The following is a 23,434-nucleotide window of genomic DNA, read 5'->3' on the forward strand; positions in this document are numbered from 1 at the left end:
GCGTGGCATGACCGAGACCGGCACGTTCGCAGCGGCAGACATCCCCCGGATCCTTCGCGAGCTCACGCTCGAGGAGAAGGCCTCGCTGTGCTCGGGCCAGGACTTCTGGCACACGCAGGCGGTGGACCGCCTCGGGATCCCCGCCGTCATGGTCACCGACGGCCCGCACGGGCTGCGCAAGCAGGCGGGAGCGACCGACCACCTCGGCCTGAACGCCTCGGTCCCGGCCACCTGCTTCCCCTCCGCGGCGGGTCTCGCCAGCACCTGGGACCCCCAGCTGATGCTCCGGGTGGGCGAGGCGCTCGGCCGCGAGACCCGCGCGAACGAGGTCGCGGTGCTGCTCGGACCCGGCGTCAACATGAAGCGCAGCCCGCTGTGCGGCCGCAACTTCGAGTACTTCTCGGAGGACCCGCATCTCGCCGGTGAGCTCGCGGCCGCGCTGGTGACCGGCATCCAGTCCCAGGGCGTGGGCACCTCGCTCAAGCACTTCGCCGTCAACAACCAGGAGACCGACCGGATGCGCGTGGACGCCCGCGTCGACGAGCGCACGCTCCGCGAGATCTACCTCCCGGCCTTCGAGACCGTGATCACGCGCGCGCAGCCGTGGACCGTGATGTGCTCCTACAACAAGGTCAACGGCACCTACGCCTCGCAGCACCCGTGGCTGCTCACCGAGGTGCTGCGCGAGGAGTGGGGCTTCGAGGGTCTCGTGGTCTCCGACTGGGGCGCCGTGGACGACCGCCCGGCCGGGGTGGCCGCGGGCCTCGACCTCGAGATGCCCGCCTCGTTCGGGATCAACGACGCCCGGATCGTCGAGGCGGTGCGCGCGGGCGACCTCGACGAGGCCCACCTCGACGCCGCGGTCACCCGCGTGCTGCAGATGGTCGCCCGTGCACAGGCCGCGCTCGCCGAGCCCGGCTCGTTCGACGTCGAGCAGCACCACGCCCTCGCGCGTGAGGTCGCCACCCGGACCGCTGTCCTTCTCAAGAACGACGACGGCGCCCTCCCGCTCGATCTCGAGGGTGCGGCCGGGGCCGTGGTGCTGATCGGGGAGCTCGCGCGCACCCCGCGTTACCAGGGTGCGGGTTCCTCGCAGGTCAACCCGACGCGCCTGGACAGCATGGTCGGCGCGCTCGCCGAGCGCGGCACGGCGGTGCCGTTCTTCCCCGGCTACCGCCTCGCGGAGGCTGAGGTGGCGGACCCGCGCTCCGACGCCGAGCTGCGCGCCGAGGCGGTGACAGCGGCGCGCGGTGCCACGGCGGTGCTGGTGCTGGGGCTGCCCGCCATCGACGAGTCCGAGGGTTACGACCGCACCCACCTCGACATCCCCGCGAGCCACGTCGAGCTGCTCCGTGAGGTCTCCGCCGTCGCCGAGCGCACGATCGTGCTGCTCGCCAACGGCGCGGCGGTCGCGGTCGCCGACTGGGAGCAGCACGCCGACGCGATCCTCGAGCTGTGGCTCGGCGGCCAGGCCGGCGGCAGCGCCGCGATCGACCTCGTCGCGGGGGACGCGGCACCCTCCGGGCGGCTCGCCGAGTCGATCGCGCGGCGCCTCACCGACATCCCGGCGCAGCTGAGCTTCCCCGGCGAGAACGGCACCGTCCGCTACGGCGAGGGCCTGTTCATCGGCTACCGCGGCCTCGACGCGGTCGGCGCCGACGTCTCCTACCCCTTCGGCCACGGTCTGACCTACACCTCCTTCGAGTACGCCGGGCTCGCCGTCGAAGCGACGGAGGTGACCGAGCAGACGGGGGCGAGGGACGCCGTCGTGCGCGTCGGCCTCGAGGTCACCAACACGGGTGACCGCAGCGGCGTGGCGGTGCCGCAGGTGTACGTGGGGCGGCCGGGATCGGCGATCGCGAGGGCCCCGCGAGAGCTGCGGGGGTTCGCGTGGCTGGAGCTGGCGCCCGGGGAGAGCCGCGCCGTGGAGCTCACCCTCACGCGGCGCGACCTCAGCCACTGGGACGTCCGCCGGCACGAGTGGGTCCTCGAGCCGGGCACCGTGGCGGTCGCGGTCGGCGCGTCCTCGCGCGACCTGCCGCTGAGCGCCGAGATCGAGATCGTGGCGCCGGCCCTCGTGGCGCCGCTGACGGCGTACTCGACCGTGGCCGAGTGGCTCGCCCATCCGGAGGCCGGGCCTGCGCTGATGGCCGAGGTCGAGGAGCTCGGAACGATCCTCGATCCCGCCGCGGGTGACGCGGCCATGCACGCGTTCCTCGCGGCGATGCCGATCGTCAAGGTGCCGATGATGGGGCTGAGCCGGGCGTTCACGACCGAGACGCTGGCAGCGCTGCTCCAACGGTTCGGTGAGCGGTGAGCCGGCGGGGACCACGGACACCCGTCGTTCCGCGTAAAGTCTGTTCGGTGTCGGATCCGTTGAGCAACTCGCATGTCCTGGTGACCGGGGCGACCGGTTTCGTGGGACAGGCGGTCCTGGAGAAGCTGCTCTCGGCCTATCCGTCGACCCGCGTCAGCCTGCTGGTGCGGCCGCGGGGCGCTCTCACCGCGCAGATGCGCGTCGACAAGCTGCTCCGCAAGCCCGTGTTCTCGGCCTGGCGTGAGCGCGTGGGGGCCTCGACGGCGGATGCCGAGGCTGCCAGCCGCGTCACCGTGATCTCGGGGGACCTGGGCGACGTCCCCGACCTCCCGGGTGACATCGACGTCGTCGTGCACTCGGCCTCGACGGTCTCCTTCGATCTCCCGATCGACGAGGCGTTCGCCGCCAACGTGGACGGCCCGGTGAGCCTGTACGAGGCGCTGCTGCGCTCCGGCTCGGACCCGCACGTGGTGCACGTGTCCACCTGCTACGTGGCTGGTCTGCGCAAGGGCGTCTCCGAGGAGCGCTCGCTCGAGCACACGATCGACCGCAGCCTCGAGACCGCCCGGGCGCTCGCGGCCCGTGACGAGGCGGAAGCGGCGTCGCGCCGCCCCGACCTGCTCAAGCCGATGCTCGCGCAGGCGCGCGCTGCGCACCGCCGTGCCGGTGCGCAGGCCGTCTCGGCCGCGGCCGAGGAGGCGCGCAAGGCCTGGGTCAACGACCGTCTGGTCGAGGCCGGCCGCACGCGCGCGCTGTCGCTGGGCTGGCCCGACGTCTACACCTTCACCAAGGCGCTCGGCGAGCGCGTGGCCGAGCAGCTGTGGAGCGGCGAGCACCGGCTCTCGGTGGTGCGCCCCACGATCATCGAGTCCTCGCTCAAGCACCCGTACCCGGGCTGGATCGACGGCTTCAAGGTGGCCGACCCGCTGATCGCGGCGTACGGGCGCGGCATGCTCCCCGAGTTCCCGGCGCTGCACGACACGATCCTCGACGTGATCCCAGTCGACCACGCGGTCAACGCGATCCTCGCGGCCGCCGCCTCGCCGCCGCCGGTGGGGCAGGCGCAGTACTTCCAGGTCGGCTCCGGGCTCACCAACCCGCTCCGGTTCGGGGAGGTCGTCGGGCTGATCCGCGGTTACTTCCGCGAGCACCCGCTCCGCGACGACGAGGGCAGCTTCGTGCAGGTGCCCAACTGGACGTTCCCGAACGGTCCGGCGGTCGAGCGGAGCCTGCGCCGCCGCGAGAAGGCGGTCGAGGTCGCCGACAAGCTGGTGGGGAAGCTGCCCGCGAACGAGACCACCCGCACATGGATCTCCGGGATCTACAAGGCCAAGCGGGACCTGCGCACGCTGCGCAAGTTCACCGACCTGTACCAGCCGTACACGCAGACCGAGGTGATCTTCGATGACGCGCGCACGCGTGCGCTGCACGACGCGCTGCCGGAGGAGCGCAAGGCCGAGCACGGCTTCGACGTCACCGAGATCGACTGGCCGTACTACCTGCAGACCGTGCACATCCCGAACGTTCCGGGCCTGATGCGGGCGCGCGAGCAGCGCGGCAAGACCAACGGCAGCGGGCCGGTGAGGCTGCCCGAGCGTTCCGACGTGCTCGCGGTGTTCGACCTGCACGGCACGATCGCTGCCGCGAACCTGCTCGAGACCTACGTGTGGGTCGAGATGGCGCAGGGCCCGCACAAGGCGCTCGGCGAGGTCGGCGGCATGGTCGGTCGCTCGATGACCTACCTGCAGGCCGAGCAGCGCGACCGTGGCGACTTCATCCGCTCGTTCATGCGCCGCTACGCCGGCACCGACGAGGCCGAGCTGCGCCGCCTGGTCGCGACCAAGGTCGCTCCGCTGCTGCGCTCGCGCATGCTCGCCGAGGCGATGCAGCGGATCGAGGCGCACCGGGCGGCCGGTCACCGGCTCGTGCTGATCACCGGGCAGATCGACGTGTTCGTGGAGCCGATCGCGCACCTGTTCGACGACGTGGTCTCCGGCTCCATGGAGGTCGACGCCCAGGGCCGCTGGACCGGGCACCTCGCGATCTCGCCCCTGGTGGACGAGGCGCGCGCCACGTGGCTGGGCCGCTACGCCCGCGAGCACGGCTACGACCTCGCGCACTCCTACGGCTACGGCGACACCTACGCGGACCGGCCGTGGCTCGAGCTGGTGGGGCACCCGACCGTGGTGAACCCCGACGCCAACCTGTACCGCTACGCCCGCGAGAAGCGGTGGCCGGTGGCGTCCTGGACCCACGCGGCCGACAGCAGGTTCGGCACGATCGCGCGCAGCGTCGTCGGTGGCGTCACGGGGTCGCTGCCCGGCGGTGGTCGGTCTCGATCGGAGACGCGCCGGTGAGCGGCATCGACGGGCTCTCGCCGCTGCACGGCCGCGCGCTGGTGACCGGTGGCACCTCCGGCATCGGGTACGCGTTCTCACGCGCGCTGGCCGCGCGTGGCTGCGACCTGGTGCTGGTCGCTCGGGATCCCGAGCGGCTCGCGAGCGTGGCCGACGGGCTGACCCGCCGTTACGGCGTCGACGTCGAGGTCCTTCAGGCCGACCTCAGCGACCAGGACCAGGTCGAGAAGGTCGCAGCCCGGCTGCGCGACGAGGAGCGCCCGGTCGAGGTCCTCGTCAACAACGCCGGCCACGGCCTGCACGACCCGATCGCGACCGGCGATCTCTCGGTCCACACGCGCGCCGTCGACATCATGATCCGCGCGGTGCTCGTGCTCGCGGGCAACGCCGCGCACGTCATGGCGGAGCGCGGGCACGGCACCATCATCAACATCGGCTCGGTGGCCGGGATGATCGCCCAGAACAACTACTCGGCGATCAAGTCCTGGGTGAACACGTTCTCCGACGCCCTGTCGCTCGAGCTCGAGGGCACCGGGGTGCGGGTGCTGACGCTGATCCCCGGCTGGGTACGCACCGAGTTCCACGACCGGGCCGAGATCCGCACGTCGAAGATCCCTGACTGGCTCTGGCTCGAGTCCGACCGGTTGGTCCGCGACGCGCTCAACGACCTCGAGCGCGGCAAGGACCGCTCGATACCCTCGACCAGGTTCGCGATCATCGCCTTTCTCATCCGGCACGCGCCGCGCGGGCTGGTGCGGTGGGGGACCGCGATGCTGCGGAAGGGGGCGAAGGGGTGAGCCGGAAGCCGAGCGACCGCTACCACTGGGCATGGCACCGCGCCGTGCGGTACGTGTGTCAGCGCTTCATCCTGCGCACCGTGATCGGTGCCGAGGTGAAGGTCACGGTCGAGGGTGAGCGCAACGTGGAGGGGCTGCAGGGTCCCTTCATCGTGGTCGCGAACCACTCGAGCCACCTCGACGCCGCGACGATGTTCACCTACCTGCCGTACACGCTCACGCGTGACCTCGCCACCGCGACCGCGGGCGACTACTTCTACAACAACCCGATCCGCAGCAACCTCGTGGGGCTGTTCTTCAACTCCTACCCCGTGGACCGAGGCGTGCGGAAGTCGAAGAACGCCGGCCTGAGCGTCTCGCTGCTGCGCTCGGGGGTGCCGCTGTGCATCTTCCCCGAGGGGACGCGCTCGCGCGACGGCGTGATGAAGTCCTTCAAGCCGGGGGCCGCCGCCCTCGGCCGCGCGCTGCGGGTGCCGGTGGTGCCGGTCGCGATCGTCGGGGCGCACGAGGCGATGCCGGTGGGCCGGAACTGGCCCAAGCCCGGTCGCCCGCCCGTGAAGCTGCTGATCGGCAAGCCGCTGCGCGTGCGGGCCGGCGAGTCGCTCGCCGACTTCAACGCCCGCGTGGAGGGCCGCGTCCGTGCCATGTACACGACCCAGTCGACCACGGTGCTCATCCACGACGAGGACCGCTACCGCCGTCGCGGCCGTCACCTCGACGCGCAAGAAGACGCCTCGTGACCATGAACCACCCGGCAGACCCGGCGAAGGAGCAGAACCAGGCATGAGTGATGTCACGCACCAGAAGTGGTGGGGCTGGGGTGTCGAGGGCATCGCCTTCCACCACGAGGACAAGCCGCACTTCGCGCCGTTCGTGCTGGACAAGATCGGCATCGACCTGTCGCTGCCGGGCACCCCGCCGCCGCAGTTCGACGACATCGAGGTACCCGAGTCCCGCCTCGGTGAGGATCTCGGGAAGGCGCTGCGCTCCGCCGTCGGGGATCACCATGTCATCACCGATGACATGGACCGTGTGGTCCACACCTACGGCAAGGGCATGCGCGACCTGGTGTGGGTGCGGGCGGGCCACCTGCCGCGCGTCCCGGACGCCGTGGTCTACCCGGCCAACGAGGCGGAGGTGCAGGCAGTCGTCGACCTCGTGATCGAGAAGAACGCGGTGCTGATCCCGTTCGGCGGCGGTTCGAACATCTCGGGCAGCCTGACCCCACCCGCGCACGAGGACCGGGCGATCGTCTCTCTCGACATGGGTCGGATGAACCAGGTTCTCGAGATCGACGAGGGCTCGGGGCTCGCGCGCATCCAGGCCGGCGGTCTCGGCCCGGACATCGAGGCGCAGCTGAACCCGCGGGGCTGGACGATGGGGCACCAGCCCGACTCGTTCAAGCACTCGACACTTGGCGGCTGGATCGCGACCCGCTCATCGGGCATGCAGTCCGACCGGTACGGGGACATCAGTGAGATCGCGCGCGGCATGCGGGTGGTGCAGCCCGGCAAGGTGCTGGTGCTGCGGCCGCTGCCCTCGACCTCCACAGGGCCGAGCGTGCGCGAGATGATCCTGGGCTCGGAGGGCCGCCTCGGCGTGATCACCGAGGCGTGGGTCAACGTCCACAGGCTCCCTGAGAACCGTGAGGTCATCGCCTACCTGTTCCCGAACTGGGCGGCCGGTCTGGGCGCGATGCGGGACATCTCGACGTCGGACGCCTCGCCGTCGATCACCCGCGTGAGCGATGCGAACGAGACGGGCTTCTCGTTGGCGACGCGCAAGGAGTCGACCTCGCTGTCCGGCAAGCTCGGGCCGCTGGTGTTCGACCTGCTGGCCAAGCGTGGATGGGATCTGGAGAAGGTCTGCATCTCCTACATCGGCTACGAGGGCGGCGCCGCGAAGGTGCGCGCCGACAAGTCGATCGTCGGGAAGATCATCGGCAACCACGGCGGCATCCGCCTCGGCAAGGGCCCCGGCGCCCTGTATGACCAGAAGAAGTTCGACACCCCCTACATCCGCGACTTCCTGCTCGATCGGGGCGCGGTCGGTGACGTGTCGGAGACGGCGGCACCGTGGGAGAAGCTGGGCGAGGTGTACCACCGCGCCACCCGTGGCGTGAAGGCGGCGTTCGAGGAGATCGGCGTCAAGGGGTACGTCATGTGCCACCTCTCGCACAGCTATCACTCGGGTGCGTGCCTGTACTTCACCTTCGGGTTCCCTCCCAACCCCGAGGGTGACTTCCTCACCCAGTACGACGTGGTCAAGACCGCGATCCAGCAGGCCTTCATCGACGGCGGCGGCACCCTGTCCCACCACCACGGCGTCGGTACGGACCACGCCCCGTGGATGGAGCAGGACATCTCTGTTGCTGGTGTCGACCAGATGGTCGGGTTGCTGAAGGCCGTCGACCCGAGCCGGAACCTCAACCCTGGATCGTTGATCCCGCCAGCCCGCGAGTGGTGAGCGCGGGGGCCCTGCCCCCGCCGCCTTCCCGCGAGTGCCCACCCGGGCTCCGACCCTCGCTCGCGCACGCGATCGTCGTCCGGCACCAGATCGCCCTCACGCGGCGACGAGCTGGTGCTGCGCCGACGATCTCGTCCGCATGCGCCCGAGCAGGTTGGCGCCCAACCGTTGACCTCACATCCTGAACCGGCTACGGTGACATTTGCCCGACAACAACACCTAGTTGTCATGACAAACTCACACGGGCCCGCCGACCGACATCCCACCACCGACGTTGAGGATGCGGTGCCCGAGAACCCACTCCTCGGGAGCCCCCATGAGTCGCGTGTCCACCACGTTGACGGCGCTGGTCGCCGCCTTCGTCCTCGTCCTGAGCGGATTGACGGCGGTGGCGGTGCCGGCCGCTGCCGCGCCTGGCCCGACCGTCTACGTCTCTGCGGAGACCGGTGACGACGTAGCAGCCGGCACCGATCCGGCGCAACCGGTGCAGACCCTCGAGGCGGCACTGGCCCTCGTGGCTCCGACCGGCGGACAGGTCGTTCTCATGGACGACTACCCGCTCGAGGCCACCATCGTCGAGCCGGCACACACCGAGCCGATCCTTGTGACCAGCGACGACGGCGAGACCGACTACCCGGGGCGGCTCGTCTTCGGCGACACCCCGTTCATCGAGTACAACCTCGCCGGCCCCACGACGTTTGCCGAGCTCGGCGTCGTTCATTCGCAGTGGGCGGTCTTCGCCGCGAACTGGAACCCGATCACGTTCGGTGACGGCATGGTGATGGAGAGCGTCCCCACGCCGGGCAAGCGGCAGGTCTTCGTGGTCGGTGGGTACCACGGGCCCTCGGAGACGGACACGACTCTCGACGCCGACTCCCACATCACGATCAACTCCGGCACGTACTACAAGGTGGCGGGCTTCAGCCGAGGCAAGGGCGCCGGGACGCAGACCTACACCGGAACCTCGCACATCACCTTCAACGGCGGCATCGTCCAGGAGATCTTCGGAGCCTCGCTCGAGAACCACTACTCGGGGAGCACGGAGATCACGATGACCGGTGGCCGGGTCGGAGCCCTGCACACCGCCGGTGACGTGACCCGCTACATCGTCGGCAGCGCGGACGTCGAGCTGACCGGCGGACACATCAACACCATCGACATCAACAACGTCGTCGAGGATGTCAACCTCACGCTCGATGGTGTGGAGTGGGGTGCCATTCAGGCCCAGAACGCCTGGGGTGGCGAGGGGCGGCACCAGCAGATCCTCGACTTCGCCCCGGTTCGCACCGTGACCTTCGCGGGCCAGTACTACTCGGCGGAGCAGGTAGCGGCGCTCAGAGAGATCTTCGACGTCCTGAACAACACCGCCGATGTCCACGTCAGTGCCGGCGGCAGCGGCAGCGAGTGCACGGCGGAGAACCCGTGCGGCAGCCTCGAGACCGCGATCGGTCTGCTTGCCGCTGACGGCGGCGCGATCACGATCAGCGGTGACGTCACCTGGGACGTGGCGGCAGCCACCCTCGCCGCCGGAGCTGGGCGGATCACGTTCGTCGGCGACGGCTCGGCGTCGATCGCGTTCCCCGCGGACGCTGAGATCGCGTTGGCCCGCGATGTCACCTTCGAGTCGGTCGAGCTGGTCAACGCCGGTGCGCTGCAGCTGTTGGTCGACGGCGTCGATCTGACGATCGGCGAGGGCGTCGTGGTGGATGACGGCAGCCAGGTCGGCGTCGCAGGCGTCAGTGACGGCGCCTCGATCACCATCGAGTCCGGCGAGTTCGCCCGGGTCACGGGCATCACCGGCCTGATTGGTGACTCGGACGGCACCACCGACGTCACGATCGCCGGTGGTGAGGTCGACGAGGTATGGGCGGGAACCGATACGGCCCATGACGTCGCAGGCGTGACCGTGACCATCGCCGGCGGTGAGGTCAACATTCTGCATTCCTCCGCGGGCCGGGTCACCGGGTCGTTGATCGTCCGGTTCCTCGACGGCGCCGTGAAGGACGCGCAGCTTGCCCGTGCCGACGGCGATGTCAGGGTGCGGCTCGATGACACCGAGATCGACGCGATCTCGCTCTCGGACTGGTCGGCGGCCGAGGGCGCGACTCGTGCGCTGGTACGGCTGCCGGGTGCCGATGAGGACGTGATCGGCAAGATCGCGAGCGCGTTCACCGAGATCACCGACGACGAGGTCGTCTACCTGGCCGCCAGCGGCGATGGTGACGGCAGCAGCCCGACCCACGCCGCCGGCGACCTCAGCGCAGCGATCGCCGCGCTGTCGGGCGACGGCCGCGTGGTGCTCACGGATCAGTACACCGTCGATGGCTACGACCTGGGCGAGTACGGCTCACGCGTGGTCCTCACCACCGACGACGGCGACATCGACTTCGCTGCCGATGGTGCGGCCCTGCAGATCGAGGGACCGATGCGACTCGGTGGTCCGACGACCTTCGAGAACCTGCTGCTGCAGTCACCGACGACCAACGGTGCCATCTACGGCATGGGACACCCCCTGACGATCGGGAGCAACGTCGAGACGGAGTTCACTCGCCGGGGCGAGACCTACCTGACGATCGTCGGCGGGACCGATGGGACCACGCCGACACCGGCCGCCTCGGTGACCGTCGAGGGTGGGACATGGGCCAGCCTTCGTGGTGGGTCCGACAACACCGAGGCCGTGACGACCGGCGCCGACGTGACCGTGCAGATCGACGGCGGCACGTTCTTCGGGCCTGTCGTCCTCGCCCACCGGGGCGAGGGCTCAGGCTCGGTGTCCGCCACGTTCGACGGCGGCACGTTCATGCAGGGTGTCTACGCCGTCTACGAGGAGGACGGGAGCGACTACGCAGCCGACTACAGCGTGGACCTCACGGTGAACGGCGGCCAGTTCTGGTCGAGCATCGCGCCGGCGAGGTCACGCACGACCGAGCTGGACGGCAGCTACGACGTGACGGTCACCGGTGGTGACTTCGGGCACCTCACCGATCTGGTCGGCACCGAGGCATTCGGTGGAAGCATGACGAGCGAGCTGCACGTCGATCCCGCAGTCGCTGCGGCGACGCCGACCGGTGAGCTGACGTTCACCAACCCGCTGGTGCGGGCGGCGGACCCGTACATCTTCACCCATGACGGGCAGTACTACTTCCTGGCGACCTCCGGCACCACCATGGCGCTGCACAAGGTGGCCAACCCCTCGGACCTGTCCGAGTCGGTCGGCACGGTGATCTTCGCACCCGAGGACATGAAGAACCTGTGGTCCCCGGAGATCCACCACCTGACAGCCGAGGACGTCGGCGAGGAGAACGCCGGGTGGTACCTCTACCTGTCGGCGACCGACCCCAACGACCCGGCTGCCGAAGGTCAGCGACAGTACGTGCTGAAGGCGCTCGACGGCGACGACCTGCTGGGCCGCTGGGGCAACCCGGTCACCGGAGAGGTCAACGTCCCGCAGCGCATCACCAGCGAGAACGACCCCGACTTCAACACCGACGAGTTCGTGGCGGGCATCTCGTTCATGCGGGTGGCAGGCGAGACCTTCATCACCTACGTGCTCGAGGAGGGGCGCGGCACCTCCGAGTTCCACCAGACGATCAACATGACCCGGATCGCCAACCCGTGGACGTTCACGGGCGAGTCGAGCATCATCACCCAGTCCGAGTACGACTGGGAGGAGCACGGATACGCCCAGTCGACCAGCGACCCGAACATGTGGTGGCCCAAGGTCGTGGAGGGTGGCACCGCCGTCTACGGAGACGACGGCGAGGTCTTCCTCTCCTACTCCGCGAGCGGATACTGGACCATCTACTACGCGATCGGGTATCTGACATACACCGGTGGCGATCCGATGGACCGCACGAACTGGGTCAAGAACCCCGAGCCGATCATGAGCCTGAACGACGAGGTCACCGGTACCGGTACCGGCCCCAACTTCACCGATCATGAAGGCACGGACTGGTTCGTGTTCCAAGCTCGGCCAGGGCAGAACACCCAGACAGCCCGGCACGCCTTCATCGAGCCCTACACGGCTGACGCCGATGGCTTGAGCATCGGTGATGGGTCGGGGCACCCGGCGCCGCTGGCGACCGAGTACACCATGAGCGTGAACCCGATCCCACTCAGCGAGAAGATCAGCGGCTTCACGCCTGCGGACACGACGCGTCCGGAGGTGGAGCTGATCTCACCGTCGACGGCCGGCCCGATGTCCGAGATCACGATCGAGGTGCAGGCCAGTGACGACGGCGGGCTGCAGCGCATCGTTGCCAACATCTACGGTCCGGACGGGCTGGTGCAGAGCACGCAGACCCCCTTCACCGGGCAGACCGGTGGCGCTCACACGGCAACGGTGACACTTCCGGACGGGCAGTACACCATCAAGTACAACGCCCACGACCTGGCAGGCAACGTCTCGCGCACCTCGACGCTCGCCGTCGTCGTCGATACCACGGCGCCGACGGTGACGGTGAAGGACGGGCCTGGGTTCACCATCGCCTCTGGCGCCGCCTACGAGAAGGTGAGCTACAAGCTTCACGACGCGGGGAAGATCGCCAGGGCGGAGCTGAACGGGCACGTCGTCGACCTGGTCGACAACGCGTGGTCCGATCTCAACTTCATCCGCCCGGGTGTGTTCGGTGCGGTCCAGGGTGAGAACACGCTCGTGGTGTACGACGTCGCCGGCAACACGCAGACGATCACGTTCACGCTGGTCTGATTCCACCACTGCGGCCTGTGAGTGGCACGATGCCGCTCGCAGGCCGCAGTCATGCTCACAATGAGGTAACAGAAGCAAATGTAAGCACCTCCAGACATTGACACAATATGAAGGCGTGGATAGTCTGCGGAGAGCAGCACAGACAGACGCTCCCGAGTGACGGGGTGGGCTGCCCAGACAAGGAGGTTTGACGGTGGTCATCAGGAATCGACAGCTGAGTCGACGAGGGCTTCTCGGAGGCGCATTCGGTCTCGCAGGAGCAGGCCTGCTCACGGCATGTGGCGACGGCGGCGGTGGTGGCAACGGCACCTCAGGCGGGAACGAGAGCGAGCCGCCTGAGGACCAGGGCTCGCCCGAGGAAGGCAAGCTCGTCGTCTGGGGCGGTGTCGCGCCCGAGGACGGTCCGCAGGCGCTTGTCGACGCCTTCACCGCGAAGTACCCCAAGATCGAGGTGGAGTACGTCCGCTACGTCAACAACGACGAGGGCAACCTCAAGCTGGACACGGCGCTGCAGGGCGGCGTGCCGATCGACATCTTCTTCTCCTACTCGACGCCCCACATCGTGCGGCGCTCGGGGGCCGGGCTTGCGCTGGACCTGACCGAGCTCGCGGGTCAGGACGACCTCACGAAGGAACTGGTCCAGGGCGAGCCGGTCAGTACCAAGGTCGACGGCAAGCTCTTCTCGATCCCGACGACCTACTTCCCGAACTTCGCCGTCATCAACGAGGACGCGATCAACAAGGCCGGCATCGAGATCCCCTACGACTGGACCATCGAGGACTACCACCAGGTCGCGCTCGCGCTCAAGGGCGAGGGCTTCCACGTCGGCGCCTACAACGTGCCGCGGCACGCGGCCACTGGTCTCGGTGGCGACTACCTGTACAAGGAGGGCGGCCTGGAGTCCAACTTCGACCACCCGCTCTTCCGGAAGCGACTCGAGGACACGCTGGCCTGGGAGGACGACGGCTCGATCCTGACCCAGGAGCAGATGACTGCCGAGGGGATGAGTGGCTACATGCAGAACCACTTCCTCGGCGGCACCTATGGCATGCAGCTCGACGGGACGATCGCGATGCGGTACGTCAAGAACCTCGACGAGTACCCCCACGACTTCCGCACGACCTTCCGGCCGTACCCGATGCTGGGCAACGGCGAGCCGTACATCAACCCCGGCGTCCGGGGCGACGACGTGCAGATCGCGGCGAAGTCGCAGTACCAGGCGGCCGCCTGGACCTTCGTGAAGTTCTGGATCGACGAGGGTGCGCCGATCATCTCGGAGTCGGGCAAGGTGTCGCCGGCGCAGTTCGCTGCCGGCCCGGGCAATGCCGACCTGAACGCCGCACTGTTCGGACCCAACGCTGATGACCTGTTCGACGTCGAGGCCTTCGAGAAGACCTTCTACACGGACACCCCGCCGCTGTCGGTGAAGACCATCACCACCGCCTACAACGAGATCTCCAGCATCAAGTCTCAGGCCGAGGGCGAGATCCGACTGCGCACGCTGTCGATCGACGACGGCCTGGCACGGATGAAGGAAGAGGCCGACGCGGCGATCGCCAAGGCGTCGGAGTGAACGGGCGCAACTCGTGACAGCAGTGCAAACCTCGCCCGGCCGCGCAGGAAAGCTCCTGCGCGGCCGGTCGCCGTCCGATCACCGGCCTCGGAAGAAGCTGGTCGAGGGCTACAAGTGGTGGATCCCCTGGCTCTTCCTCGTGCCGACGATCGTCTCGGTCGCCGCGTTCCTGATCGTGCCGCTCGTGGCGGGGCTGGCGATCGCCTTCGCCGGGTGGAACGTGGTCTCAGGCATCGAGGGCATCGAGTGGGTCGGGCTCGCCAACTTCCGTGAGCTCCTCCAGGACGACATGTTCTGGGAGTCGGCCTTGCGGACGCTCTTCTACGCCGGTGTCGGGACGCCGCTGACGATCTTCGTCGGCATGCTGCTGGGGCTGGCGCTGAATCGGCCGATGCCCTTCCGAGGACTCCTCCGAGCGATCTTCTACCTGCCGTCCCTGGCCAACATCATTGCGGCGGGCACCGTCTGGCTGACGCTGCTCAACCCGCAGTCGGGCCTCATCAACCAGGCGCTGAGGGCACTGGGGATCGACAACCCGCCGGGGTGGTTCGTCTCGCAGGACTGGGCCCTTCCGGGCATCGTGCTGATGTCGGTCTGGATCAGCGCCGGCTACGTCTCGCTGCTGGTCATCGCCGCGCTGCAGGACCTCCCGACCGAGCTCTACGAATCGGCGAAGATCGATGGTGCGGGTGCGTTCCGGCAGTTCACGACGATCACGTTCCCCGGTCTGGTCCCGATCCTCACATTCCTGCTGATCACCTCCTTCATCGGACGCTCGCAGGGCTTCGGAACCATCCAGTTCATGACGCAGGGTGGCCCGGCGGACTCCACGACCGTGCTCTCCTACTACATGTACGAGGTCGCGTTCCAGCAGTACCGATTCGGATACTCAGCCGCGATCGCGATCATGAGCATGATCGCGGTACTCATCCTGTCCATCTTCCTGTTCAGGTTCCAGCGCGGGCGGGGGCTCTACACGTGAGGGGCGGGCGATGACTGCATCGACCGAGTTGATGGCGCCGCGCGCGGGCTACCTGCGGCGCAAGCGCAAGGAGCGTCTCGTCTGGCTGCTGCGCGGGCTGGTGATGTCGCTGCTGGCGATCGTCTTCCTCGTCCCGTTCCTGTGGATGATCTCGTCCTCACTGAAGCAGAACCTCGACATCTTCGAGCTCCCGCTTCGGTGGATCCCGGATCCGGTCGAGTGGCGCAACTACATCCAGGTCTGGACCGGCGAGCGGTCGATGCTGAGGTACTTCGGCAACTCGACGATCGTCGTGGTCGCCACGATCGTCGGCGAGCTGGCCGTGGTGTCTCTCGCCGGGTACGCGTTCGGGCGGCTGCGGTTCAAGGGGCAGAACGCCTTGTTCCTGGTGTTCCTCGCCACGTCGATGGTGCCGGCCCAGCTGCTGCTGGTGCCGCGGTTCATGTTCTTCCAGCAGATCGGTCTGTACGACACGCTCTGGGCCCTGATCCTGCCGGGTCTCTCGTCTGTGTTCGCGACGTTCCTGCTGCGGCAGCACTTCGCCTCGGCGCCACGCGAGCTGGGTGAGGCGGCTCGGATCGACGGCGCGGGGGAGTGGCGCATCTTCGCTCGCATCTACCTGCCGCTGGCACGACCGGCGCTGGCGGCGCTCGCGATTCTCATCTTCGACTCGACCTGGAACGACTTCGAGGGCCCGCTGATCATGATCAGCTCGGAGGAGAAGTACACGGTCCCGCTCGGGCTGACGCGCTTCATGTCGGATGACGGGACGGTCTCGATGGGTCCCGCGATGGCCGGCTCGGTCTCCTCCATCATCCCGGTGCTGATCATCTTCATCGTCTTCCAGCGTCATTTCATGTCGTCGATGGCACGGGTCGGACTGAGGTAGGTCGTTGAACAACGTCACGCACGAGGACATCACGGTCTCGGGCTGGTCTGCCGTCAGGCTGTCGAACGAGCAGCTCGAGGTGACGGTCGTACCCGGCAAGGGCGCCGACATCACCTCGATGATCGACCGGGCCACGGGCACCGAGCTGATGTGGAGAACCCGGTGGGGACTGCGACCACCGGGAGCGATGGCACCGCCGGCCTCGCCCGAGGCGGAGGCGCTCGACCGCTCGGGCGGTGGCTGGCACACCCTGTTCCCCAACGCGGGCCGTGCCTGCGTGGAGCAGGGTGTCGAGTGGGGGTTCCACGGCGAGGCCTGGCTCGCGCCGTTCGAGCACGAGCGCACCGATGACGGCCTGCGACTGACCACAACGCTGGCCCGCAGCCCCTTCACTGTCGTGAAAGACATCGTGCTCGACGGCGACCGGGTGAGCGTCACCGAGACGGTCACCCAGATCGGGGCTCACCCGGTCGATGTGATGTGGTGGCAGCACCCCACCTTCGGGGCGCCGCTCATCGGACCGGAGACGACGGTCAGCATCACCGACTGCCTGGTTCATCCGGACATGCCCGATGACGTCCCGGACACGGCACCGCCGCCGCGCTGGCCCGAGCACCGGCCGCCCGGCGGTGAACCGGTCGACCTGTCCCGGCTCACCGCGGCAGGCGAGGGTGGCAGCCGGCTGGCGTTCCTCGGAGAGTTCGAGGCCGAGCAGGTCCGCGCCGAGATCCGCAACCCGGCGCTGGGACTGGGTGTCGACGTCGAGTGGTCGGTCGACGACTTCCCCTATGGCTGCTACTGGTACGAGGCCGGAGGGCGGCTCGGGTACCCCTGGTACGGGGCTGCGCACGGCTTCTCGATCGAACCGGCCACCGGCTACCCGAGCGGCTTGGCACGCGCGCGTGCTCTGACTGGCACCGAGCTCACGATCGAGCCCGGCGAGACGAAGAGAAAGACGGTATCGGTACGTGTCCACCACGACTGAGCAGGCCACACCAGCACGGGTGTCCACGCGTGTGCTGCGCAACGACGACGGCACCCTCGGGCTGAGCCTGACGTCGCACCACGGTGCGGCGGCCGAGCAGACAACGCCGCTTCGCCTGAGCGTGTGGAACGGCGAGGCGGGCACCGATCCCGTCACGGTGACCGGCGGGTACGACTCGCTCCGCGGTACCGGAGGAGAGTGGGTCGGCACCGGCCGGCTCGAGAGCGGCCGGGGTACGGCGGTGCAGTTCACGGACCGCTGGAGCATCGATCAGGACACGGTGCGGCTGCGCCGCGAGGCGCGCGTGCATGGCGACGCCCCGGGCGGCTTCACGAGCGTGGCAGCACTGCGGCTCGTGGACGCCCAGCCGTGGCCGCAGATGGAGTGGTTCTCGCCCGGAACCCTCTACGGCGGCTTCGACCACCTGCGTGACAACTCCTTCGGCGCCGCGAACTACTACGTGCCGGGCGACTACACGATGTGGATCCGTGAGGACCGGTTGGCCGCCCCACTGCTGGCGACGCGGTTGCCCGACGGCCCGTCGTTCGCCGTTCTGAGCTCGGCACCGGACAGCCGGACGAACGCGGAAGAGGGCCAGAGCTTCTCGCGCGAGCCGATGGTCGGCGAGGCGTTCACGTTCGGCTCGATCCTCGCTGAGGAGCGGCCGGACGGCACGATGCTCGGCTACGCCGTGCCGGGCTCGGAAGGCACCCTGAGCTACGGCCCGAAGGGCGGCGGCGAGCACGGCGCCAGCGCGGAGCAGCAGTGGCGGCACCGCTACAACCCGCTCACGGACGGCTTCACCCAGCGCTACGAGGTGACGTTCCGGTTCGGCCATGCGGAAGGTACGAGCGAGCTGATCACCGACTCGTGGCGCTGGGCCTGGCGCACCCTGGACCCTCGCCCGAACCCCCAGGACATCGAGACGATGCGTTCGAGCATCGTCGATGTGCTGGCGGAGAACTTCCTCGAGGTCGAGGACCGCGCCGGCGTGCAGTTCGTCCGCGCGGCGGTGCCTGGCGGGCGGCAGCTGCCCGACTCGAAGGTCATCCTCGGGTTCACCGGCTACGCGCTCGGCTCCGCTGAGATGATGCTGGTCGAGGCCGCTCGCGATCCCGAGTCGGAGCGCAGCCAGGCGCTGGTGGAGAAGGCCGAGAAGTCGATCGAGGCATTCCTGCGCCGGCCCGTGGACCCACCGCTGGACGAGGGTTTCATGCTGGGCTCCGGTGCTCCCCAGGTCTCGACGTGGCCGACCGGTCGTGAGGTCACGACGGAGCAGGTGATCTTCCTGCGCAGCTTCACCGACGACATGAAGTCGCTGCTGCGTGCCTACGAGCGCGAGGAGCGAGCGGGTCGGGAGCGATCCAGCTGGCTCGCCTGGGTGCGCACGTTCGCTGACTGGTTGCTGACCCAGGAGCAGCCCGGTGGTGGCTTCCCGCGCGCCTGGGAGGCGTTGACGGGCAAGCTGAAGGCAGCTTCGACGACGGGCACGTACAACGCCGTGCCGTTCTATGCCCAGCTCTACCGGATCACCGGGGAGGAGACCTACCGGGACGCCGCGCTTCGTTCAGGTGAGTTCGGCTGGGAGTCCGGCGGACATGGCCGCGGCCGGTTCACCGGTGGCACGATCGACAACCCCGACGTGCTGGACAAGGAAGCCGCCACGATCGCGCTCGAGGGTTACCTCGCGCTGCACGCGATGACGCAGGATGGGGTGTGGCTCGAGCGAGCTCGCCTCGCCGCGGACGTGGCCGAGACCTGGATGTACATCTGGGACGTCCCGATGCCCGACGACGCCGACGACGAGCAGCTGCACTGGAAGCACGGTGCCTCGACCGTCGGGATCCAGCTGATCGCCACGGGGCACTCGCTGAACGATGCGTACATGGCGTGGGATGTCGAGAGCTACGCCAGGCTGGCGCGTGAGACCGGTGACGACCACTACCTCGAGGTGGCGCGGATCCTGCTGCACAACACCAAGGCGATGGTTGGCACGCCCGATGATCACCGTGGCACGCGCGGGCCCGGCTGGCAGCAGGAGCACTACTGCTTCACCCTTCCCCGTGGGATCGGGCGGCACCGCGAATGGCTGCCGTGGGTCCCGGTCAGCCACTTGCGCGGCATCAACGACCTGATCGACCTCGACCCGGAGCTCTACGCGGACCTCGCCGGGCTCTGACGGCCCGAGCGGCCGAGGTAGTACCACGCGGCCGAGGTAGGACCGCACGCGGTGCTACCTCGGCCGGCAGGTACTACCTCGGCGGCCGTGGTGTGGCGATCAGAACTCGTCGTCGAGCATCGCGTCGATCGATCCGTCGATCGACTGGCCGCCGTCGACGGTGATCGTCTGACCGACGATGAAGCGGCTCTTGGCCTTGTCGGCCAAGAACACGGCGAGCTCGGCGATGTCGGCAGGGGTACCGCCGCCCCCGAACGGGATCTTGCGGTTGAAGCCGTTCAGATCGCGCTCGGAGTAGCGGTCGAGCGCCTTGGTGTGGATCAGGCCCGGCGCGATGCAGTTGACGTTGATGCCGTGCTTGATCAGCTCGACGCCGATCGCCTTCGTGAACATGTTCAGACCGCCCTTGGCGGCCGAGTAGGGGAGCGCCTTGCGACGCACCCAGGTGACGTCACCGTGGATGGAGGAGATGTTGATGATCGCGCCCTGCACGTCGGTGGCGATCATGCTCCGGGCAGCGGCCTGCGCGCAGTAGGAGGCGGCGCTCAGGTTCAGGGCGATCTGGTTGTCCCAGTACTCGATCGGCATGTCCACGAAGCCGCCCGGTGGCATCCTCAGGGCGCCGCCGGCGTTGTTGACGAGCGCGTCGATACGTCCGAACCGCTCGACGAACGCCTCGACCATTCCCTGCGCCTGGCCGGCGTCGGCGACGTCAGCGGCGAACACCTCGGCCTCGACGCCCAGCTCCCGGCACTGCTGCGCGATCTTCTCGGCATCCTCGGCGGAGGACCGGTGGTTGATCCCGACGGCATAGCCCTCGCGCGCGAACGCCAGCGCGCAGCCGGCCCCGATCCCGCGCGACGCTCCGGTGATGAGTGCTGCCTTCATCGATCGTCTCTCTCGTCTCGCGCAGCCTTCAGGTAGGCGGCAACGGTGTGCATGGGGAGGAACAGCTTCTGTGGCTCGACGCCGCCGACACTCGCCACCAGTGCCTGCGCGATGGCCAGCACGTCATCGGTGCCGGCCGCTGCCATCCCGGTGACGAAGCCCCTGTCGTGCTCGTAGCAGCCGATCGCGGCTGCGAGGAGCTGGCGGGCAGCGTGCTCACCGATCGCGACCTCGCCGTGCGGCAGGTACGGATGGCCGCAGATGATGTTCTGGATCGGCATCGCCAGCAGCCGCTGCAGCGATCCCAGGTAACGCTGCGGGTCGAACAGCAGCGCGCATCCCTGCGAGATCGTCCCGTTGAGCTGCAGCGAGTCACCGGTGATGAGCGTGCCTGAACGAGTGTCGAAGAAGCAGCATGCGTCGGTGTCATGGCCAGGGGTGTGGATCACGCGCAACGGACCCACCATGGCGCCGTCATCCAGCAGCAGGTCGGGAGCCACGCCGTCGAGCACGGGCGGCGGAGCCGCACTGTGCTCGGGGAACTTGGCGCGGATCTCGCGGCTGTAGGCCAGCGGGTCACGCATCCGCCCATCCGACTCGCGCAGCACGCCGACCTTGATCGACGGCGCGAGCTCGCGCATCCGCGCGATACCGCCGACATGATCGCCGTGGATGTGCGTGGCGAGCACCCAGCCGATGTCGGCCAGGCTCAATCCCATCTCGGCGAGCGCCGGCACGATCGTGGAGTCGACGGTCTCGGACATGCCGCCGCTGTCGACGAGGATCGGTGCATCGTCGCTGAGCACCAGCGTCACGCCGGTCCACACGCCGGTGAAGGGGACCTTCAGCAGGTGCACGTCGCCGGCGATGTGGGTGAAGCGCTCCATCGCTCTAGGCCTCGGTACCGAGCACCGCGTCGATGCTGGCCTGATAGGCGCTGACCGAACCGTTGAGCACGTCCTCGACCGACACGATCGTGCCGCCGGCCGCCCCGGACTCCATCATCGCGTAGCAGAGCGCGATGGCCCGCATGCCCTCCTCGAGGCCGACCTCGGGCTTGCTCCGCGTGTTGATCGCGCTGCCGAACTCGGCGTACTCGACGGCCAGGAGCAGCCGGTCGACGGTCTCGAAGTCGAGCCCGTACGCGGCCGCTCGCGGGCCACCGAACAGGGCGGCGGTCGCGTCGTCGAGCTCGTAGTCGGGCACGAGCGGAAGAATCTCGGTTCCCGTGTAGGTCCGTGTGCGGTCGAGCGTCAGCACGAGCGCCTGGCCGCTGCGGTCCTTGGGGATCTCGACGGCGCCCGCTGAGCCGTGCACGCTGCGCGCCCAGCTGTCTCGGCCGTGCTCGGCGCGGTTCTCCGCGTACTGGCCGATCGCCCCCGAGGCGAAGTTCACCATGGCGTAGAGGGCGTCCTCGGCGGTGGCCTCGAACTCCGCAGGCATCCCGGCCTGCGACTGCCCGTAGACACCGCTCGGGTTCGATGCCGGTGCGCCGCCTGTGGCCGCGGGGTTGTAGCGGATCTTCTCGAACAGCCGCATCTGCGCGTAGACGCTCTCGACCGGTCCGAGGTAGTACTCCATCATGTCGGTGTAGTGCGTTCCTGCGTCGAACAGGATGCCGCTCTCGTTCTTCATGTGGCGCCACACCGAGATCGCCATCAGGTTGCCACCGCCACCTGAGCTCTGGTGGAAGTAGCGCGGCTCACCGAGCACACCGCCGTCGATCAGAGCCTTCACGAGCCGGTTCATCGGGTCCCGGCGGAAGTTCTCGGCCACGCTCAGGATGCGGTCGGAGCCGTCGATCGCCTGGGCGAGCTGCTGGCCGGCAGCGATCGTGAGCCCGACCGGCTTCTCGACCATCACGTCGAGCCCGAGGCCGATCGCCTCGGCTGCGAGGCTGTGGTGGAACTGCGGCACCGTGGTGATGTCGACGGCGGCGGCGCCGAGCCGCTGCGCCTCGGCGAGGTCCGTGCCGGGCGTGGGTCGGCGGCCGAGGCGGCGCTCCGCCTCATCGGCCAGGCGCTCGGCACGCTCGGGGTCGACATCGCAGACGGCCACCAGGTCGAACGGGTTCAGCCCCGCTCGCTCGAGCTCGGCAAGACCGAACAGATGGCGGGTCCCCATTCCTCCGCAACCGATGATCGCGACAGGAATCCGCTGCATGCTCTGCACCCTTCAGACGTGGTTCGGCTCCGCGGCCGATGGCATGCCGTACGCGACCTCGCGAGACGCCGACGTCAGGAGGCGGCGTCTCGCCCGGGTGCGCCGACGACGTCGAGCCTAGATGGCCACAGGTAAATATGTCAACACATTTGCACCCCGGCCACAGGCGGGTCTCAGCTCTCCTCGAGCACGAGGTCGATCGTGTACCCGTCCGAGCGGTAGGCGTGCTCGGCATGCTCGACCGGTGCCCCGCTGGGATCGAAGGCGGTCCGCGTCACGGCGATGACCGGGAGTCGACTCGAGATCTCGAGCAGCTTCTGCTCCTCTCCGGTCGGCAGTCGGGCGGCCACGGACTGGTGGGCGACCACCGAACCGACGCCTTGGTCGCGCAGCATGGAGTAGAGCCCCCGCTTCTCGAGCTGCTCCTGCGAGATTCGGCTGTGTCGCGGCGGAAGCCAGTTCTGCATGAGGGCGAGCGGCTCGCCGTCGGCACGGCGAAGGCGCTTGATCGCCAGCAGCTCTGTGTCGGGATCGAGGTCGAGCGCGGTCGCCGCCCGGGCGTTGATCTCGATCTCGTGCCGCAGCACCGAGGTGCTCGGGTGGCGGCCCTGGACCTCGAGATCCTCGTACAGGCTGCCCTTGCTCACGCGGCGGTGGACTCGGCGACTGGCCACGAACGTCCCGAGGCCACGCCTGCGCACGAGGAGCCCCTGGTCGACGAGGTGATGGATGGCGCGCCGCACAGTGGGGCGTGAGAGCCCCAGTCGCTCGCTCATCGCGACCTCGTTCTCGAACGGGTCGCCAGGCTGCGCACTCCCGTCGGAGATCGCCGTCGTCAGCTGTTCGGCAAGCTGGAAGTACAAGGGCACCGGGGAGGCGCGGTCGAGCGCCACCGGAACCACTGCTTCAGGTGCGGCCATGTGGTGCCCCCTCCTCGCCGCGGCAACATGTCATATCAACGTGACAATAGCCCGCACACCCCCGTCTCGTCACGAGGTCGGCGTCCATGCGAGTGGATCTGGTGCGTCCGGACGCCTGTAGCATGGCTATCTGGAGTTAATGGGCTGCTGTCTATACATAGTGACATATTGGCAAAGAAGCGCTACTGTCGGGATGTGAACTACTTCAGC

The 23,434-nt window shown here is 68.6% G+C and carries 15 protein-coding genes; 11 read left to right on the forward strand and 4 right to left on the reverse strand.

Annotated elements, in window-relative coordinates; all coding sequences use genetic code 11:
* Window positions 1-7: 7 nt before the first annotated feature.
* The 11 genes from GPA03_RS14120 (at window position 8) to GPA03_RS14170 (ending at window position 19,253) form a co-directional block, all read left to right on the forward strand.
* Window positions 8-2,317 carry a glycoside hydrolase family 3 N-terminal domain-containing protein gene (locus GPA03_RS14120; RefSeq protein WP_156252681.1) on the forward strand — a complete coding sequence of 770 codons (2,310 nt, stop codon included), beginning with the start codon at window positions 8-10 and terminating at the stop codon, window positions 2,315-2,317.
* A gap of 47 nt (window positions 2,318-2,364) precedes the next feature.
* Complete coding sequence (locus GPA03_RS14125; RefSeq protein ID WP_156252682.1) at window positions 2,365-4,674, forward strand: HAD-IB family hydrolase; 2,310 nt, start codon at window positions 2,365-2,367, stop codon at window positions 4,672-4,674.
* Entirely contained in the window at window positions 4,671-5,471 is an 801-nt protein-coding gene (locus GPA03_RS14130; protein ID WP_241681308.1) for an SDR family NAD(P)-dependent oxidoreductase, read from the forward strand. Before GPA03_RS14125 ends, GPA03_RS14130 begins: the two co-directional genes overlap by 4 nt.
* Complete coding sequence (locus GPA03_RS14135) at window positions 5,468-6,211, forward strand: lysophospholipid acyltransferase family protein (RefSeq protein WP_162458379.1); 744 nt, start codon at window positions 5,468-5,470, stop codon at window positions 6,209-6,211. The genes GPA03_RS14130 and GPA03_RS14135 overlap by 4 nt, the downstream gene beginning before the upstream one ends.
* Before the next feature lie 43 nt (window positions 6,212-6,254).
* Entirely contained in the window at window positions 6,255-7,937 is a 1,683-nt protein-coding gene (locus GPA03_RS14140; RefSeq protein WP_156252684.1) for an FAD-binding oxidoreductase, read from the forward strand.
* 316 nt (window positions 7,938-8,253) lie between these two features.
* Window positions 8,254-12,645 carry a family 43 glycosylhydrolase gene (locus GPA03_RS14145; protein ID WP_162458380.1) on the forward strand — a complete coding sequence of 1,464 codons (4,392 nt, stop codon included), beginning with the start codon at window positions 8,254-8,256 and terminating at the stop codon, window positions 12,643-12,645.
* Between the two features lie 193 nt (window positions 12,646-12,838).
* Window positions 12,839-14,218 (forward strand): ABC transporter substrate-binding protein, encoded by a 1,380-nt coding sequence (locus GPA03_RS14150; RefSeq protein ID WP_156252686.1) that lies wholly within the window; start codon window positions 12,839-12,841, stop codon window positions 14,216-14,218.
* A gap of 13 nt (window positions 14,219-14,231) precedes the next feature.
* Complete coding sequence (locus GPA03_RS14155; RefSeq protein WP_156252687.1) at window positions 14,232-15,200, forward strand: carbohydrate ABC transporter permease; 969 nt, start codon at window positions 14,232-14,234, stop codon at window positions 15,198-15,200.
* Window positions 15,201-15,210: 10 nt separating this feature from the next.
* The gene (locus GPA03_RS14160) at window positions 15,211-16,089 is read left to right on the forward strand and encodes a carbohydrate ABC transporter permease (RefSeq protein WP_156252688.1); all 879 of its coding nucleotides are present in this window, start codon (window positions 15,211-15,213) and stop codon (window positions 16,087-16,089) included.
* A gap of 4 nt (window positions 16,090-16,093) precedes the next feature.
* Window positions 16,094-17,074, forward strand: coding sequence for an aldose 1-epimerase (locus GPA03_RS14165; RefSeq protein ID WP_156252689.1), 981 nt, complete (start codon window positions 16,094-16,096; stop codon window positions 17,072-17,074).
* Window positions 17,058-19,253: a YyaL domain-containing protein gene (locus GPA03_RS14170; protein WP_156252690.1), complete on the forward strand. Its 2,196-nt coding sequence runs from the start codon at window positions 17,058-17,060 to the stop codon at window positions 19,251-19,253. The genes GPA03_RS14165 and GPA03_RS14170 overlap by 17 nt, the downstream gene beginning before the upstream one ends.
* Before the next feature lie 99 nt (window positions 19,254-19,352).
* Here the strand turns inward: GPA03_RS14170 and GPA03_RS14175 are convergent, their stop codons facing one another.
* The 4 genes from GPA03_RS14175 to GPA03_RS14190 form a co-directional block, all read right to left on the reverse strand.
* Complete coding sequence (locus tag GPA03_RS14175) at window positions 19,353-20,141, reverse strand: SDR family NAD(P)-dependent oxidoreductase (RefSeq protein ID WP_156252691.1); 789 nt, start codon at window positions 20,139-20,141, stop codon at window positions 19,353-19,355.
* Window positions 20,138-21,028 carry an MBL fold metallo-hydrolase gene (locus tag GPA03_RS14180; RefSeq protein WP_156252692.1) on the reverse strand — a complete coding sequence of 297 codons (891 nt, stop codon included), beginning with the start codon at window positions 21,026-21,028 and terminating at the stop codon, window positions 20,138-20,140. The genes GPA03_RS14175 and GPA03_RS14180 overlap by 4 nt, the downstream gene beginning before the upstream one ends.
* A 4-nt stretch (window positions 21,029-21,032) precedes the next feature.
* The gene (locus tag GPA03_RS14185) at window positions 21,033-22,304 is read right to left on the reverse strand and encodes a Gfo/Idh/MocA family protein (RefSeq protein ID WP_156252693.1); all 1,272 of its coding nucleotides are present in this window, start codon (window positions 22,302-22,304) and stop codon (window positions 21,033-21,035) included.
* A gap of 173 nt (window positions 22,305-22,477) precedes the next feature.
* Window positions 22,478-23,224 (reverse strand): GntR family transcriptional regulator, encoded by a 747-nt coding sequence (locus tag GPA03_RS14190; protein ID WP_156252694.1) that lies wholly within the window; start codon window positions 23,222-23,224, stop codon window positions 22,478-22,480.
* Window positions 23,225-23,434 lie beyond the last annotated feature (210 nt).

The organism is Pseudactinotalea terrae, from assembly GCF_009733845.1.
Lineage (GTDB): Bacteria > Actinomycetota > Actinomycetes > Actinomycetales > Beutenbergiaceae > Pseudactinotalea > Pseudactinotalea terrae.

Bases quoted from the DNA above. Each gene is read 5' to 3' on its own strand.
- GPA03_RS14140 (WP_156252684.1), top strand. From the start codon at position 6,255: ATGAGTGATGTCACGCACCAGAAGTGGTGGGGCTGGGGTGTCGAGGGC.
- GPA03_RS14185 (WP_156252693.1), bottom strand. From the start codon at position 22,304: ATGCAGCGGATTCCTGTCGCGATCATCGGTTGCGGAGGAATGGGGACC.
- GPA03_RS14120 (WP_156252681.1), top strand. From the start codon at position 8: ATGACCGAGACCGGCACGTTCGCAGCGGCAGACATCCCCCGGATCCTT.
- GPA03_RS14175 (WP_156252691.1), bottom strand. From the start codon at position 20,141: ATGAAGGCAGCACTCATCACCGGAGCGTCGCGCGGGATCGGGGCCGGC.
- GPA03_RS14160 (WP_156252688.1), top strand. From the start codon at position 15,211: ATGACTGCATCGACCGAGTTGATGGCGCCGCGCGCGGGCTACCTGCGG.
- GPA03_RS14190 (WP_156252694.1), bottom strand. From the start codon at position 23,224: ATGGCCGCACCTGAAGCAGTGGTTCCGGTGGCGCTCGACCGCGCCTCC.
- GPA03_RS14145 (WP_162458380.1), top strand. From the start codon at position 8,254: ATGAGTCGCGTGTCCACCACGTTGACGGCGCTGGTCGCCGCCTTCGTC.
- GPA03_RS14180 (WP_156252692.1), bottom strand. From the start codon at position 21,028: ATGGAGCGCTTCACCCACATCGCCGGCGACGTGCACCTGCTGAAGGTC.